The organism is Bradyrhizobium sp., assembly GCF_019244115.1.
GTDB lineage: Bacteria > Pseudomonadota > Alphaproteobacteria > Rhizobiales > Xanthobacteraceae > Bradyrhizobium.
On record NZ_JAFATE010000643.1, the window covers coordinates 1 to 14,650 of the forward strand.

The window sequence follows — 14,650 nt, forward strand, 5'->3', positions numbered from 1 at the left end:
GGCGGGTGACCACAGCAGTGCCCTGCCCTGCGCAATCAGATAGCTGTCGGCACCTTGCTGCACCATCGCGCCGTCCGGCAGTTCGGCCAGCGGCCTTGGCAGCGGATGCAGCCGCTTCCTGCCGTGATCCAGCCGCTCACGATGCAGTACGCGGTCGATTTCGCCTGCGCGAACCGACGTCGCGCCATTGCCCTGCTCCCAGCTGGCACGAAAGCGATTGGCGTCCGCACGCCGGCAGAAGAAGCAGGGACGGTGACCCGCGGCCAGCGCGGTCGCCTCATCGAGAAAGAACAGCTCGGTCCAGCTCCGCCTCACCATCACCTCGCGGCGGCGGCCGCGGAATTCCAACACGCAGGTCAGCCACATCGGCGTCGACCAGCGCTTTCTCAGCAGGGTCTTGGTGCCGGGATCATGGATGATGCCGCGATTGCCGACGAACAGGCCGCGATGCGGCGTTGCGATGATCTCGCCTGTGGGCGTGACGCGGTTCTGCAGGGGCATGTGAGGCGCTCAACAATTGCCACGAGCGACATTGCGAGCGAAGCGAAGCAATCCAGACTGTCGCCGCGGTCACAGTTTGGATTGCTTCGGCGCTTACGCTCCTCGCAATGACGGCGTTCTTACGCCGCGCCGTCGCGGATCGGCGGCTGGAACGATAGGGCGGTATCCCAGGGGAAGAAGATCCAGGTGTCCTGCGACACCTCGGTAATGAAAGTGTCGACCAGCGGCCGCCCCTTCGGCTTGGCGTAGACCGTGGCGAAATGGGCGTCGGGAAGCATATCGCGGACCATTCGTCCGGTTTTGCCGGTATCGACGAGGTCGTCGACGATCAGGAGGCCCTTGCCGGTGCCGCCGCCAAGCCTGGCCACCTCGGCGGAGACGCCTTTCAGGACGTTGAGTTCGCCCTGCTTGGTGTGGTCGTAGCTGGCGACGCAGACGGTATCGATGATGCGGATGCCGAGCTCGCGGGCAACGATCGCCGCCGGCACCAGGCCGCCGCGCGTGATTGCGATGACGGCGTGGAACGGGCCGGCCTCGTTGAGCCGCCAGGTCAGCGCCCGGCAATCCCGGTGAAACTGATCCCAGGACACCGGAAACGCCCTGCCCGCCTTCTCCTGCGGGCTCAGTTCTGTGCTTCTCTCAATCATTCGATATCCACTCTTCAGTTAGCTTCGGGTGATGTTCAATCCGGCGAGCATCTCCTTCACTGCGGCCATCGCCGCGTTGAGCTTGTCCGGGTCGCGCGAACGCACGACGAGATTGGTGTTGGGTTTCTGATTTTCGTCCAGAAACGGATAGCTGCCGATGATGGTGTCGGGATGCGCGGCCGCGATCTCCCGCAGCGGTCCGCCGATGTCGCCCTCCCGCGCATTGGCGCGAACCGAATCGGAGAGCATCTTGACCCCCGATTTCAGCTTCGGCGCCACGATATCCATCATTGCCTGCATGATCGAAGGCACGCCGGCCATCACGATCACATTGCCGATCTTGAAGCCTGGCGCCATGATGGTCGCGCTCTGGATCAGCTCCGCGCCATCGGGAATTCGCGCCATGCGCAGCCGCGCCTCGTTCAACTCGCCGGGGTTCTTGAAGCGCTCCTTGAAACGGGCCACCACTTCGGGATGGTGATCGATCGGGACCCCAAACGCCCTGGCGACGGCATCGGCGGTGATATCGTCATGGGTTGGGCCGATGCCGCCGGTGGTAAAGACGTAGGTATAGCGGTCGCGCAGCGCATCCAGCGCTGTGATGATGTCGGGCTCGTCATCGGCCACGATCCGCACTTCCCGGAGATCGATCCCGATATTGGTCAGGTATTCGGCGATGAAGCCGATATTCTTGTCCTTGGTCCGGCCGGACAGGATCTCGTCTCCGATGACCAAAATCCCCGCGGTGACGATCTCGCTCATGCTCTCTCCCAGTTCTTCCCGCCATTGTCGCCGAAGCCGCCTCCCGAAGTCACGGCCCTTTGCCGCGGAAATAAGCGGCCTGCCGCCATTTTTTCGGGCAGCCCTCCCCCGATTTCTCTCGGCAAGCACGCTGAAGCAATGCATATCGCGCTGGCCCGGCCCTTGCTACCATCCCAGGAAGTCATGCAGTGTGTAGCATGGCTGCAAAGTCCGGGGATGCATGGCCCTTGCTTTCGACGAAATGAACGGCCTCGGCGGTGGCCTCCGTCCGGCCTACCAGGAGCTGTCCCGCTGGCTCGAGGAGACGCCACCGGATGCCCTGGAATATCGCCGCCACGAGGCGGAGCTGCTGTTCCGCCGGATCGGCATCACCTTTGCCGTCTATGGCGAGTCGGAGGCCCAGGAGCGGCTGATCCCCTTCGACGTGATCCCCCGCATCCTGTCGACCCGGGAATGGGCGATCCTGGAAAAGGGTCTCCGCCAGCGCGTGCGCGCGCTCAACATGTTCTTGCGGGACGTCTATCACGGCCGCGACATTCTCCGCGCCGGGATCGTCCCGGACGATCTGATCTTCCAGAACCCGGTGTTCCGGCCCGAGATGAACGGCCAGGACGTGCCGCACGACGTCTATATCCACATCGCCGGCATCGACATCGTCCGGGTCGATGCCGAAAACTTCATCGTGCTGGAGGACAATGCGCGGACGCCATCGGGCGTGTCCTACATGCTGGAAAACCGCGAGATCATGATGCGGCTGTTTCCGGACCTGTTCGCCCGGCACCGCGTCGCGCCGGTCGAACGCTATCCGGACGAATTATTGTCCGCGCTGCGCTCGGTGGCGCCGCACGCCGCCTCCTCCGAGCCGACGGTGGCGCTGATGACGCCGGGCGTCTACAACTCCGCCTATTACGAGCATTCGTTCCTCGCCGACAAGCTCGGCATCGAGCTCGTCGAGGGCCGCGACCTCATCGTCAAGAATGACGAGGTCTTCATGCGCACCACCGAAGGCTTGAAGCGGGTCGACGTGATCTACCGCCGGGTCGACGACGATTTCCTCGACCCCCTGACCTTCCGCCCGGATTCGGCGCTCGGCGTCCCCGGCCTGATGTCGGCCTATGCCGCCGGGAATATCACGCTCGCCAACGCGGTCGGCACCGGCATCTCCGACGACAAGGCGATCTACTCCTACATGCCGGATATCGTGAAATTCTATCTCGCCGAGGAGCCGATCCTGAAGAACGTCGAGACCTGGCGCTGCCGCGAGCCGAAGGACCTGTCCTATGTGCTGGATCACCTCGGCGAGCTCGTGGTCAAGGAGGTTCACGGCTCCGGCGGCTACGGCATGCTGATCGGACCGGCCGCCACCAAAGCCACCATCGAGGCGTTCCGCGACAAGCTCAAACGCGAGCCGGAAGGCTTTATCGCTCAGCCGACGCTGGCGCTCTCGACCTGTCCGACCTACACCGCATCCGGCCTCGCGCCCCGCCATGTCGACCTCAGGCCGTTCGTGCTGACGGGCCGCGACCGCACCACCATCGTGCCGGGCGGGCTCACCCGCGTCGCGCTGAAGGAAGGCTCGCTCGTGGTCAATTCCAGCCAGGGCGGCGGCACCAAGGACACCTGGATTTTGGATGAGTGATTTGACCTTCTTGCTTGCAACGCGCGCGACTCCATCGCCCCCCTCCCCCTTGCGGGGAGGGGTCGGGGGTGGGGGTCCACGCGAACGGTCATCATTGTTCACCGCTCTCCCTGCCCCACAAAGGGGGAGGGAAAACCGCTAGCGTCGCCTCATGCTCTCGCGTACCGCCGAAAACCTCTACTGGCTCGCCCGCTATGTCGAACGGGCGGAATATCTCGCGCGCACCATCGACGCGACCTTGCGCGTCACCGCGCTGCCCGCCGCCTATATCGGCAAGACCAATGAGTGGGACTCGGCGCTATTGACCGCCGGCGTCAGCACGAGTTTTTATCAGGCCTATCAGGAAGCCAACGAGCAAAACGTCGTCGAATATCTGTCGTTCGCACCGAACAATCCATCCTCAATCCGGAACTGCATCGAAGCGGCGCGGCTGAACGCGCGCTCGGTCCGGACCGCACTCACCAGCGAAATGTGGGACACCATCAACGGCGCCTGGATCGAACTGCAGGAGGCCTGGTGCAAGGGCACCTCCTCCCGCGAGGAGCTGGCGCGCTTCCTGCGCTTCGTGCAGGAGGCCTCGCTCCGCTTCGACGGCTCGGCCTACCGGACCATGCTGCGCAATGACGCCTACTGGTTCTCGCGGCTCGGCCTCCATCTCGAGCGCGCGGACAACACCGCGCGCATTCTGGACGTGAAATACCATGTGCTGCTGCCCGAGGAGGAGCATGTCGGCGGCCCGCTCGATTATTATCAGTGGACCTCGATCCTGCGCTCGGTCTCGGCGATGACCGCCTATCACTGGGTCTACCGCGAGACCCTCAAACCCTGGCTGATCGCCGACCTTCTGATCCTCAACGACATGATGCCGCGGTCGCTGGCGAGCTGCTATGGCAATCTGGTGCGCAATCTCGACCAGATCGGGGTCGCCTATGGCCGGCAGGGCCCGGCGCAGCGCCATGCCCGCGGCATCCGCAACCGCCTGGAACACAGCAATATGGATGACATCTTCCAGCACGGCGTACATGAATTCATCCAGGAGTTCATCGCGGACAACGCGCGGCTCGGCGAGATCATCACCAAACAGTATCTGATTTGATGAACGCGGAAGGCCCAGGAAATGTCGTCATGGCCGGGCTTGTCCCGGCCATCCCACATCCGGTCATTCCGGGGCGATGCGAAGCATCGAACCCGGCATCTCGAGATTCCGGGTCTGGTCCTTCGGACCAGCCCGGAATGACGGCGCAAAAGAAAGACGTGGATGCCCGGCACAAGGCCGGGCATGACGAGCTTTCCTTTTGGTGTCTTGCTCAACGCTAGCTCTGCATTGGTCCGCCATGCGCCTGCGAATTTCCCACGCCACCACCTACCGCTACGAGCCGGCCGCGACCGGCGTCATCCAGATCCTGCGGCTGACGCCCGGCAGTCATGACGGACAGTATGTCGCGCAATGGCAGATCGACGTCTCGACCGACGCCCGCCTCGACATGCACGAGGATGCCTTCGGCAACGTCACCCATGTCATCACCCATGGACCGATTGCGGAGCTGTCAATCTCCGCCGAAGGCCTGATCGAGACCCACGACACCGGCGGCGTGCTCCGGGGCACGCATGAGCGCTTTCCCGAGGGCCTGTTCCTGCGCTCGACCTCGCTCACCGCGGTCAATCCGACCATGGCGGCCTTCGCGCGCGAGCTGCGCTCGGAATCCGAAGAGGACGTGCTCGGCTTCCTGCATGCGCTGATGACGCAGGTGAGCGAGCACATGACGTTCGACGAAGATCCGACCACCAGCGGCACGTCGGCGATCGAAGCCTTTGGGCTGAAGCGCGGCGTCTGCCAGGACTATGCGCATATCTTCATCGCCTGCGCGCGCTCGGGTGGCGTGCCGGCGCGGTTCGTCTCCGGGCATTTCTTGCGCTCCGACGGCAGGGTCAACCAGGCGGCCGGACATGCCTGGGCGGAGGCCTTTGTGCCCAATCTCGGCTGGGTCGGCTTTGACGCCGCCAACTGCATCTGCACGACCGATGCCCATGTCCGCGTCGCGGTCGGTCTCGACTATCTCGGCGCGGCGCCGGTGCGCGGCACCCGCTATGGCGGCGGCGCGGAGACGCTCACCGTCGCGGTCAAGGTCGAGCAGGCCGGCCGTCCCGGCGGCCAGACGCAGTCACAATGGCAGTCATAGCGCGTCAAGTTCCGTAAGGTGGGCAAAGGCGCACTTGCGCCGTGCCCACCTTTGAGCCGTTTGCGAGGAAGGTGGGCCCGCTTCGCTTGGCCTGCCCTACGATTCTGGATTGCTCGGGGTTGGATCAACCCTTGAAATTGGCTAGTAGTTTTCGACGCATCTGTCGGGTTCAGGAACAGGAAAATGACCTATTGCTGCGGAGTGTTGGTGCGGGACGGGCTGGTCATGATCGCCGATACCCGCACCAATGCCGGGCTCGACAACGTCTCCACCTTTCGCAAGCTGCACATTTTCAAGAAGCCGGGCGAGCGGATCATGGCGGTCGCCAGCGCCGGCAATCTCGCGATCAGCCAGTCGGTGCTGTCGACCCTGACCGAGGGTGTCGAGGATCCCACGACCGGCGAAATCGAGACCTTGATCAATGCGCCGACCATGTTCCAGGCCGCGCAGCGCATCGGCAAGGCGATCCGCGCGGTGCGCTCAACCGAGGCCGAGGCGCTCAGGGCGGATGACGTCTCCTTCGACGTCTCGTTCCTGTTCGGCGGCCAGATCAAGGGCGCGCGGATGCGCCTCTTCATGGTCTACACCCAGGGCAACTTCATCGAATGCACCACGGACACGCCCTATTTGCAAATCGGCGAGCACAAATACGGCAAGCCGGTGCTCGACCGCGCCATGCATTACGACGTCGAGCTCTATGACGCGCTGAAGACCAGCCTGATCTCGATGGACTCGACGATGCGCTCGAACCTCGGCGTCGGGCTGCCGATCGACGTGCTGGTGGTGCGCAACAATGTCTGTGACGCCGACCTCAACCATCGCATCGAGGTGGACGAGCCCTACTTCCACGATTTGCGCTCGCGCTGGTCGGCGGCGCTTCGCGCCGCGCACCAGAACATCCCACGACCGCCCTACAAGACTGAGACCGAACAGAAAAGCTGAACGAGGAAACGATGGCCGAGACAAAAGAAAAAATCGCACTGGTGACGGGCGCCGGCACCGGGGTCGGGCGCGCCGCATCGCTGGCGCTGATGAAGGCCGGCTTCACGGTCGTGCTGGCCGGCCGCCGCATGGACAAGCTGGAGGAGACCCAGAAACTCGGCGAGGGCGTCGGCAAGAGCCTCCCCGTCACGGCCGACATGACCGATCCCGGATCGATCGCGGCGCTGTTCGCCAAGGTTATGGAGACTTTTGGCCGGCTCGACGTGCTGTTCAACAATGCCGGCATGGGCGCGCCGGCGATCCCGTTCGAGGATCTCTCGCTGGCGCAATGGCAGGCGGTGGTGAACACCAATCTCACCGGGCCGTTTTTGTGCACTCAGCACGCCTTCCGCATCATGAAGGACCAGACCCCGCGCGGCGGTCGCATCATCAACAACGGCTCGATCTCGGCACACGCGCCGCGGCCGTTCTCGGCCGCCTACACCTCGACCAAGCACGCCATCACCGGGCTCACCAAGGCGAGCAATCTCGACGGCCGCGCCTATGACATCGCGGTCGGCCAGGTCGATATCGGCAACGCCGCAACCCCGATGACCGATCGCATGGTGAGCGGCCCCGGGGTGATGCAGCCGGACGGCACCATGAAGCAGGAGCCTCGCATGGACGCGACGGCAGTCGGCGACGCGGTGGCCTACATGGCAAGCCTGCCGCCCGATGCCAACGTGCTGTTCATGACGGTGATGGCGAGCAAGATGCCGTTCGTCGGACGGGGGTAGACACCGCCACTGCATTCGTCATTGCGAGCGAAGCGAAGCAATCCAGACCGCTGCCGCGGATATAGACTGGATTGCTTCGGCGCTTTGCGCCTCGCAATGACGGAAAGGCCATTGCCGACCACTACGCTTGGCGACGAAGCTGCTCTGTCGCCTCATCGCTTGTGACGGCTTCGTTCGGTCCCTTTTCATCCGCCCTGCCCTGCCGGCTGCGGACCAAAAACGGATGCAGCGGCTCGCGCGGGCTCGACGAGATATCGTAGTTGAGGAACGACAGCACGAGCTGGAAGCCGATCAAAAAGGTCAGCGCAGCGATCATGATGGTGCCGGTCGGCACCAGCTGATCCGGCGCGGCCGAAAACCAGTGATACACTCCGAACGCGAGGCCAAAACCGAGCAGGCCGAGGCCAGCGACGAGCTCCAGAGAGGCAAGCGAAAGATCGCGGAAGAAATAGCGGTAGAGAATGCGGCGGGCGGTGTTGCGCAGATGGCCGGCCAGGAACGGCGCGAGTTGACGCGACACGCTGAGATTGGAGACCTCGTCGCCGTAAGTCGCGCGCATCGGGAATTCGACCACCTTGGCGCGGATCAGGCCGAGGTGAAACAACAGGTCGGTCTCGAAGAAGAAGCGTTTTGCAATCTGCTCGTCATCGAGCAGTTCGGCAATGCCGGCATGGATCGCAAAAAATCCGTTGGTCGGATCCATCAGCGTCCAGTAGCCGCTCGACAGTTTTGCGAAGAACGAGAGCGCCAGATTGCCGAACCGCCGCACCCGCGGCATCGATGCCGCATGGTGCAGGAAGAAGAAGCGGTCGCCCTTGACGTAATCGGCCTGCCCGCTTGCGATCGGATGGATCAGCGCCGGCACCTGGGCCGGATTCATTTGCCCGTCCGCGTCGATCTTGACGACGATATCGGCGCCACGCTCGATCCCATAGCGCATGCCGGTGAGGAAGGCGGCGCCGACGCCCTGGTTGACGCCGTGCATCAGCGCGACCACGCGCCGGTCGCCGCATCTGTTGGCAACGACCAGGCCGGTGCCGTCTGGACAGCCGTCATCGACGACCACGATCAGGTCGATCTCCTCGCCGATCGCCGCGATCACCGGCAGGATCGTGGCGGAGGCGCGATAGGCAGGAATGACGACGCAATTCATATGGTGGCCCGCTGCGTGCCGCCGGGAAACAGGAGGTTTCCTGGGCACAATTGCCGGGCAGCTTTGCCGTTTCCCCTAAAGAAGTTCTTAATTTGCGCGCGCTAAGGTGCCAGCCGGCTCGCCTGCCTTGCTTTACCGTCGACTCTCACCATTGATGGGCGGCCGGCGAGGACTGCCATGCGATTCCCCGGCGGACGCGACAGCGCGTTCCTCCAAAACCTCGTACCCGACACGCGCGATGCGGCGAACGCCGACTTTCTGCGTGGCCTCTTCATCCTCGGCGGCACGCTGTTCGCGCTGACCATCCTGACCTATCTCTGCACGACCAACTGGGCAGGCGCATTTCCGCGCGACAAGACCACGCTCGTCGTCGGGCGCGACTTCTTGAACCTGTGGATGTATGGCCGCGCCGTGTTCGAGGCCGACCCCGCGCGCTTCTATGATGTCGTCACCTACAATGCCGAGCTCGCAAAGCTGCTCGGCACCGGCTATCTCGGCCAGAACTGGCCGAATCCGCCGACCGCGCTGGTGATCATGGCGCCGTTTGGTCTGTTCGATTATTTCCCCGCGCTGGCCGCCTGGTTTGCGGCGAGCCTGCTGGCCTTCTATCTCGCCGGCCGCCGCGAACTTTCGGACCTGCGCGTCGTCGCGATCGTCCTGATCTCACCGGCCGCATTGCTCTGCGTCATCTCGGGCCAGAGCTCCCTTCTCACCACGGCTGCGCTTTTGACGATTTTTGCCTCGCTCGATCGGCGGCCGCTTCTCGCCGGCGTGCTGATCAGCCTGCTCACGGTGAAGCCGCAGCTCGTCATTCTCTTTCCGTTTGCCCTTGTTGCCTCCGGACGCTGGCGCGTGTTTTTCGCGGCCGCGTTCACGGCGATGGCGCTGGTCGCCGGCAGCATCGCCGTCGGCGGGATTTCGGGCTGGCAGGACTATGTGATCAAGGCGCTGCCATTGCAGCGCGAGGTGCTGCAGGATCCCGCCGGCATCGCGATGCCATTCCACCCGACCATCTTCATGAACATTCGCGGCGTGGTCGGCAACAGGATCGGCGAGATCATCCAGCTCGGCTTCTCGCTCGCGGCAGTAATCGCGGTCTCCACTGCGTTTCGCGCGCGCCGGGACGCCGACCCGCGGCGATTGCAGGCGCTGTTCTTCGCCTGCACCGTGGCGGCGTCGCCCTACATGGGCGCCTATGATCTGTTGCCGCTGACGTCAGCCGCGGTTGCCTTGCTTGCAAAAGAGCAGCTTGATGCGCCGGGCCGGCGCTTGGCGCAGCTCGTGTTCTGGACGCCGGCCCTGCAACTGCTGTTCGGCAATCTCCGTCTTCCCGGTCCCGGCTTCATCGCCCCGGTCTTTGCCGTGTACCTGCTGCGGCGGCTGTTCCAGGTCGCAGGCCGCCCTGCGCTCGCGGCCGCCGAATAGCGCCTATTCCAGCTTCTCGACAGTACGCAGCGACGGAAACAGCTTCATCCATAATAGCGCGATGGCGATCGTGCCGACGCCGCCCAAGACTGCGGCCGGCACGGCGCCGAACAGAGCCGCCGTGATGCCGCTCTCGAACTGGCCGAGCTGGTTGGAGGCGTTGATGAAGAGGAAGTTCACCGCGCCGACGCGGCCGCGCATTTCATTTGGCGTCGACAATTGCACCAGCGAGAAGCGGATCACCACGCTGACCGTGTCGGCCGCACCGAGGATCGCGAGCGACAGCACCGACAGCCACATCCAATGTGAGAGCGCGAACATCACCGTTGCCGCGCCAAACACGATCACGGCCTGGAACATGCGCATGCCGACGCGGCGGCTGATCGCATGGCGGGCGAGCACCGCCGTCATCGCCAGCGCGCCGACCGCCGGCGCCGCGCGCAAAATCCCGAGCCCGAGCGGACCGGTGAAGAGGATGTCGCGCGCATAGATCGGCAGCAGCGCGGTGACACCGCCGAGCAGCACCGCGAACAGATCGAGCGAGATCGTGCCGAGGATGGCCGGGTTGTTGCGGATGAAGCGGATACCGGCAAACAGATCGTCCGATGTCGGCTCGTCCTTGCCCGGCGCCTGCTGCGCTACGGGTATCGCATTCATCACGATCGCCGCCAGCAGGCAGAACACCGTGATGATTCCGTAAGGCAGGCTCGGCGCGAAGGCATAGGCGAGGCCGCCGAGCGCCGGACCTGAGATGGTGGCGACCTGCGCTGCGCCGCTGGAGATCGCGGTCGCCCGCTGCAGCGAGCCTTGCGGCGCGATCTCGGGCAGCAGCGCTGATAGCGCCGGGCTCTCGAATGCGCCTGAAATCCCGAGCACGAAAGTGGCGACAAAGATCTGCAGCTCGGTCAAGGTCCCGGCGAACGTGCTTGCCGCCAGAAACAACGCGGTCAGCGCCTCGGCGAGTTGGCAAAGCGCCACCACGCGCTTGCGCGCGAAGCGGTCCGCGGCATGGCCGGCGAGGAACAAGAGCAGCGCGGTCGGCAGGAACTGCACCAGCCCGACCATGCCGAGGTCGAAGGCGCTGCCGGTGAGATCGTAGATCTGCCAGCCGATGGCAACGCCTGCGATCTGGCTGGAGAAGCGCGACAGGCTCCGCGACAGCAGGAAGAACAGGAACGAGCTCTGCCGGATGAGAGCGGGCGCACTGGCCGGTACCGTGGAGGACATGATGCTGGCGTGGCCGAGCGAATGCTGTTTGTCAATGCCATGCCAACCTGTCCACACGGCCTTGCGCTTTGCCGCGCGCCCCTGTCATAGTTGCCTGAACTTCGGGGGAACGATGTTGCAGCTGCAGTCTCTGTTCGGCATCTTTGCCTTGCTGGCGATCGCCTGGTTGTTTGGCGAGAACCGCCGCGCGGTCTCGCTTCGCCAGGCTGCGATCGGCCTCGTCGTGACCTTCCTGACCGCCGTTATCCTGATCAAGCTGCCGATCGTCGCAAGTGCGTTCGGCGCCATCAACGATGCGGTCGGCGCGATCGCAGCCGCGACACGGGCCGGCACCGCCTTCGTGTTCGGCTATGTCGGCGGCGGCGCGCTGCCGTTCGACCTGAAGGCGCCGGGCGCTGATTTCGTGCTCGCGTTCCAGGCGCTGCCGATCGTGCTCGTCATGAGCGTGCTGACCACGCTGCTGTTCTACTGGAAAATTCTGCCGCCGATCGTGCGCGGCATGGCCTGGGCGCTCGAGCGGACGCTCGGCGTCGGCGGCGCGGTGGGCCTGTCCACCGCCGCCAACATCTTTCTTGGCATGGTGGAAGCGCCGCTGTTCATCCGCCCCTATCTCGCGCTGATGACCCGCAGCGAGCTTTTTCTGGTGATGACCGGCGGCATGGCCGGGATCGCCGGCACCGTGCTGGTGCTCTATGCGACGCTGCTTGCGCCCTTGATTCCCGATGCCGCGGCGCATTTCGTGATCGCCTCCGTGCTCGGCGCGCCCGGTGCGATCCTCATCAGCCTGATCATGGTGCCCGAGACCTCGGACCGGCTCACCAGCGGCGCCTTCGGCGAGGATCCAAAAATGCAGGCCGCCTCGACCATGGACGCGATCGTACTCGGCACCGCCGCCGGCCTCGAACTGCTGCTCAACATCGTCGCGATGCTGCTCGTACTGGTGGCGCTGGTCTATCTCGCCAACGCCATCCTCTCCCTGCTGCCGCAGGTCGGCGGTGCCAGCATCTCGCTGCAGCGGTTTCTCGGGCTCGTGATGGCGCCGGTGTGCTGGCTGATGGGGCTGCCCTGGTCGCAAGCCGTCACCGCGGGCAGCCTGATGGGCACAAAGACCGTGCTGAACGAATTGATCGCCTATGTCGACTTCTCAAGACTCGACACGTCAGCGCTCGATCCGCGCTCGCGGCTGATCATGCTCTATGCGATGTGCGGCTTCGCCAATTTCGGCAGCCTCGGCATCATGATCGCCGGGCTCGGCACCATGGCGCCGGCCCGGCGCGAGGAGATCAATGCGCTGGGACTGAAGTCGATCGTCTCGGGCACACTGACGACCTGTCTGATGGGCGCGATGGTGGGGGTGCTGACTTAGGCTAACCAACCATCTCATTCCGGGCTCGGCACTTCGTGCCGCCCCCGGAATGACAGCTCAAGGTTTGGCGAGGCCCAACTTCGGCACCAGCCGCTCCATCACATACACAGAGCCTTCCGCGGTCAGATGCGCGTGGTCCCAGGACAGCGGAATGCCGTCACCAATCGTAACCGGGCATTGCCGGTCCGGGCAGACCGCATCCTCGACCGAGATGTAGGCAAAACCCTCGCGCGCCGGCAGCCCCAAGCGCATCATCGCATCGAGCGCAAAGATGTCCGGCAACACGACATCCTTGGCGGTGGCCTGAACGCCGCGCAGATGCGCGCGGAGCAGCATCGACGGCAGCCGGTCCTTGAACTGCACGGCGGGTCCGAGCAGCACGACGTGGAGCCCCGCTGCGTTGAGCACGGCGATCGTCGCCCTCAAATCCGTGATCATGTCGCCAAGCCGCGGCGGACGGGCATATTCCAGCCAGTCAGCCGACAGGATGACGAGATCGGGCTTGTGGTCGCGAAAGAAGGCCTGCATTCGCAGTGCAAGGTCGTGGCAGGCTGCGATCGCCTGCGCCGACGCATTGAATGTCGGCATGCACGCCGGCTGCGTCGCCTGCAGGATGTTGACGGCCTGCGGATCGACATTTTCGCTCAGCCCGTGGAAGTAATGCGCGGCGAGACTGTCGCCCCACAACAGCACGTTGCGCTTATCTGCCGCGACGCGCAGGCAAGCCTCGTCGAACACGCCGCCTGCCGGTGCAAAGCAGCTTCCGCTCCGGTACAGCGGCCGATAATCGTAGGCGTTGAAAGCATCGAGTCGCGCCGCGGCGCGATCCGTCTCTGACGAGGCCCGGCTCACAAGGAGGCCCCCTGCGCTGCCGAGCAGCAGGACCAGCGAGGTTGCGGCCGCAAGGCCAAAGACGCCGCGCTGCGCGGGCACGAGGCGCCGCTGCCGGAACGGCTGTTCGACAAAGCGCCACGACAGATAGGAGATCACGACGGTCGCCGTGCACAGCGCGAATTTGTCGAGCGGATCGAGCACCAAGCTCGCTTTCGAGAACCGCGCGAAGGCAAACAGCGGCCAATGCCAGAGGTAGAGCGAGTAGGAGATTTTTCCGAAGAAAGCGACGACGTGATGAAACGAATACGGCTTGCGCTTTGGCGTTGGCACGCCGATGCCGCTCCATAAGAACAGGGTTGCCCCAAGACAGGGCGACAGCGCGTTGATGCCCGGAAAACCCGGCCCGGGCCGCAACGAGAAGATCGGGATCGCCATCAGGACCAGCGCAATGATCCGCGCCGCTGCTTGCGCCCGCTCCTCGCGCAACACCGGCACGCCCGGCAGCGCGATGAGGCCGCCGACCAGAAACTCCCAGGCGCGCGGCGGGCTCATGAAAAAAGCGACCGGCGAACTGCCGGTCCGCATCAGGACGACGCTGAACGCGAACGAGACCAGTGTCAGCGCGATCAACGTCAGCGGCAGCGCCAGGTAGGATTTCGGCCTCGCTCGCGCGAGTGCCCACACCAGGACGGGCAGCGCCAGGTAAAACTGCTCCTCGACCGCGAGCGACCAGGTGTGCAGCAGCGGCTTTTCGACGGCCGCGTGGTCGAAGTAGCCGGACTGCAGCCAGAAAAAGATGTTCGAGGTGAAGGTGACGACGGCCGCGACCGAACGGAAGAACTCGGCGCGCTCGGAGGCCAGGAGATAATGAAATGACGGGATCGCGGTGAGCGCCACCATGGCATAGAGCGCGGGCAAGAGGCGCCGCATCCGCCGCTCGTAGAAGCGCGCAAAGGAGAAGGTGCCCTCTTTCACCTCGGCTTGGATGATGCTGGTGATCAGATAGCCCGAGATCACGAAGAAGATGTCGACGCCGACGAATCCACCATAAATGCCGGGCGTCTCGAAATGAAAGGCGACCACGGAGAGCACCGCGATCGCGCGCAGCCAGTCGATGTCCTCGCGATAACCGAGCGTCATCCGGCTTGGCTCCCACTCTTGGGGGAGCAATCACATTCGGCCGGGCATGCTGACGCGT

13 protein-coding genes are annotated in these 14,650 nt (G+C 64.4%); 7 read left to right on the top strand and 6 right to left on the bottom strand.

Annotated elements, in window-relative coordinates; all coding sequences use genetic code 11:
* The 3 genes from JOZ76_RS28055 to JOZ76_RS28065 form a co-directional block, all read right to left on the bottom strand.
* On the bottom strand, positions 1-501 hold a 501-nt coding region (locus JOZ76_RS28055; protein ID WP_291704200.1), incomplete at its 3' end, for a hypothetical protein.
* 119 nt (positions 502-620) lie between these two features.
* On the bottom strand, positions 621-1,148 hold the full coding sequence (gpt, locus tag JOZ76_RS28060) for a xanthine phosphoribosyltransferase (protein ID WP_291704202.1): 528 nt from the start codon (positions 1,146-1,148) through the stop codon (positions 621-623).
* A gap of 18 nt (positions 1,149-1,166) precedes the next feature.
* Complete coding sequence (locus JOZ76_RS28065; protein WP_291704204.1) at positions 1,167-1,910, bottom strand: competence/damage-inducible protein A; 744 nt, start codon at positions 1,908-1,910, stop codon at positions 1,167-1,169.
* Positions 1,911-2,130: 220 nt separating this feature from the next.
* Here JOZ76_RS28065 and JOZ76_RS28070 point away from each other — a divergent pair, with 220 nt between their 5' ends.
* The 5 genes from JOZ76_RS28070 to JOZ76_RS28090 all read left to right on the top strand — a co-directional run bounded on the left by JOZ76_RS28070 (position 2,131) and on the right by JOZ76_RS28090 (position 7,447).
* Positions 2,131-3,549 carry a circularly permuted type 2 ATP-grasp protein gene (locus JOZ76_RS28070; RefSeq protein ID WP_291704206.1) on the top strand — a complete coding sequence of 473 codons (1,419 nt, stop codon included), beginning with the start codon at positions 2,131-2,133 and terminating at the stop codon, positions 3,547-3,549.
* A gap of 151 nt (positions 3,550-3,700) precedes the next feature.
* Entirely contained in the window at positions 3,701-4,645 is a 945-nt protein-coding gene (locus JOZ76_RS28075) for an alpha-E domain-containing protein (protein WP_291704208.1), read from the top strand.
* Between the two features lie 238 nt (positions 4,646-4,883).
* Positions 4,884-5,729 (top strand): transglutaminase family protein, encoded by an 846-nt coding sequence (locus JOZ76_RS28080; protein ID WP_291704210.1) that lies wholly within the window; start codon positions 4,884-4,886, stop codon positions 5,727-5,729.
* A 183-nt stretch (positions 5,730-5,912) separates the two neighbouring features.
* Positions 5,913-6,671: a peptidase gene (locus JOZ76_RS28085; RefSeq protein ID WP_291704212.1), complete on the top strand. Its 759-nt coding sequence runs from the start codon at positions 5,913-5,915 to the stop codon at positions 6,669-6,671.
* A gap of 11 nt (positions 6,672-6,682) precedes the next feature.
* Entirely contained in the window at positions 6,683-7,447 is a 765-nt protein-coding gene (locus JOZ76_RS28090) for an SDR family oxidoreductase (RefSeq protein ID WP_291704214.1), read from the top strand.
* A gap of 121 nt (positions 7,448-7,568) precedes the next feature.
* On the opposite strand, the gene JOZ76_RS28095 is transcribed toward JOZ76_RS28090, so the two are convergent.
* Positions 7,569-8,600: a glycosyltransferase family 2 protein gene (locus JOZ76_RS28095; protein ID WP_291704216.1), complete on the bottom strand. Its 1,032-nt coding sequence runs from the start codon at positions 8,598-8,600 to the stop codon at positions 7,569-7,571.
* A 177-nt stretch (positions 8,601-8,777) separates the two neighbouring features.
* Here JOZ76_RS28095 and JOZ76_RS28100 point away from each other — a divergent pair, with 177 nt between their 5' ends.
* A complete protein-coding gene (locus JOZ76_RS28100; RefSeq protein WP_291704218.1) occupies positions 8,778-10,025 on the top strand; it encodes a glycosyltransferase family 87 protein in 1,248 nt (415 codons plus the stop codon).
* 3 nt (positions 10,026-10,028) lie between these two features.
* Here JOZ76_RS28100 and JOZ76_RS28105 read toward each other — a convergent pair whose 3' ends face one another.
* Positions 10,029-11,252 (bottom strand): MFS transporter, encoded by a 1,224-nt coding sequence (locus JOZ76_RS28105; protein ID WP_291704220.1) that lies wholly within the window; start codon positions 11,250-11,252, stop codon positions 10,029-10,031.
* 112 nt (positions 11,253-11,364) lie between these two features.
* Between JOZ76_RS28105 and JOZ76_RS28110 the strand changes: the two genes are divergently transcribed.
* Complete coding sequence (locus JOZ76_RS28110) at positions 11,365-12,618, top strand: NupC/NupG family nucleoside CNT transporter (RefSeq protein WP_291704221.1); 1,254 nt, start codon at positions 11,365-11,367, stop codon at positions 12,616-12,618.
* Positions 12,619-12,675: 57 nt separating this feature from the next.
* On the opposite strand, the gene JOZ76_RS28115 is transcribed toward JOZ76_RS28110, so the two are convergent.
* Positions 12,676-14,592 (bottom strand): acyltransferase family protein, encoded by a 1,917-nt coding sequence (locus JOZ76_RS28115; protein ID WP_291704223.1) that lies wholly within the window; start codon positions 14,590-14,592, stop codon positions 12,676-12,678.
* Positions 14,593-14,650: the final 58 nt, after the last annotated feature.

What these genes read in the sequence shown, in the direction of transcription:
- gpt (WP_291704202.1), bottom strand. Translation starts at nt 1,148, where the DNA reads ATGATTGAGAGAAGCACAGAACTGAGCCCGCAGGAGAAGGCGGGCAGG.
- JOZ76_RS28065 (WP_291704204.1), bottom strand. Translation starts at nt 1,910, where the DNA reads ATGAGCGAGATCGTCACCGCGGGGATTTTGGTCATCGGAGACGAGATC.
- JOZ76_RS28070 (WP_291704206.1), top strand. Translation starts at nt 2,131, where the DNA reads ATGGCCCTTGCTTTCGACGAAATGAACGGCCTCGGCGGTGGCCTCCGT.
- JOZ76_RS28075 (WP_291704208.1), top strand. Translation starts at nt 3,701, where the DNA reads ATGCTCTCGCGTACCGCCGAAAACCTCTACTGGCTCGCCCGCTATGTC.
- JOZ76_RS28080 (WP_291704210.1), top strand. Translation starts at nt 4,884, where the DNA reads ATGCGCCTGCGAATTTCCCACGCCACCACCTACCGCTACGAGCCGGCC.
- JOZ76_RS28085 (WP_291704212.1), top strand. Translation starts at nt 5,913, where the DNA reads ATGACCTATTGCTGCGGAGTGTTGGTGCGGGACGGGCTGGTCATGATC.
- JOZ76_RS28090 (WP_291704214.1), top strand. Translation starts at nt 6,683, where the DNA reads ATGGCCGAGACAAAAGAAAAAATCGCACTGGTGACGGGCGCCGGCACC.
- JOZ76_RS28095 (WP_291704216.1), bottom strand. Translation starts at nt 8,600, where the DNA reads ATGAATTGCGTCGTCATTCCTGCCTATCGCGCCTCCGCCACGATCCTG.
- JOZ76_RS28100 (WP_291704218.1), top strand. Translation starts at nt 8,778, where the DNA reads ATGCGATTCCCCGGCGGACGCGACAGCGCGTTCCTCCAAAACCTCGTA.
- JOZ76_RS28105 (WP_291704220.1), bottom strand. Translation starts at nt 11,252, where the DNA reads ATGTCCTCCACGGTACCGGCCAGTGCGCCCGCTCTCATCCGGCAGAGC.
- JOZ76_RS28110 (WP_291704221.1), top strand. Translation starts at nt 11,365, where the DNA reads ATGTTGCAGCTGCAGTCTCTGTTCGGCATCTTTGCCTTGCTGGCGATC.
- JOZ76_RS28115 (WP_291704223.1), bottom strand. Translation starts at nt 14,592, where the DNA reads ATGACGCTCGGTTATCGCGAGGACATCGACTGGCTGCGCGCGATCGCG.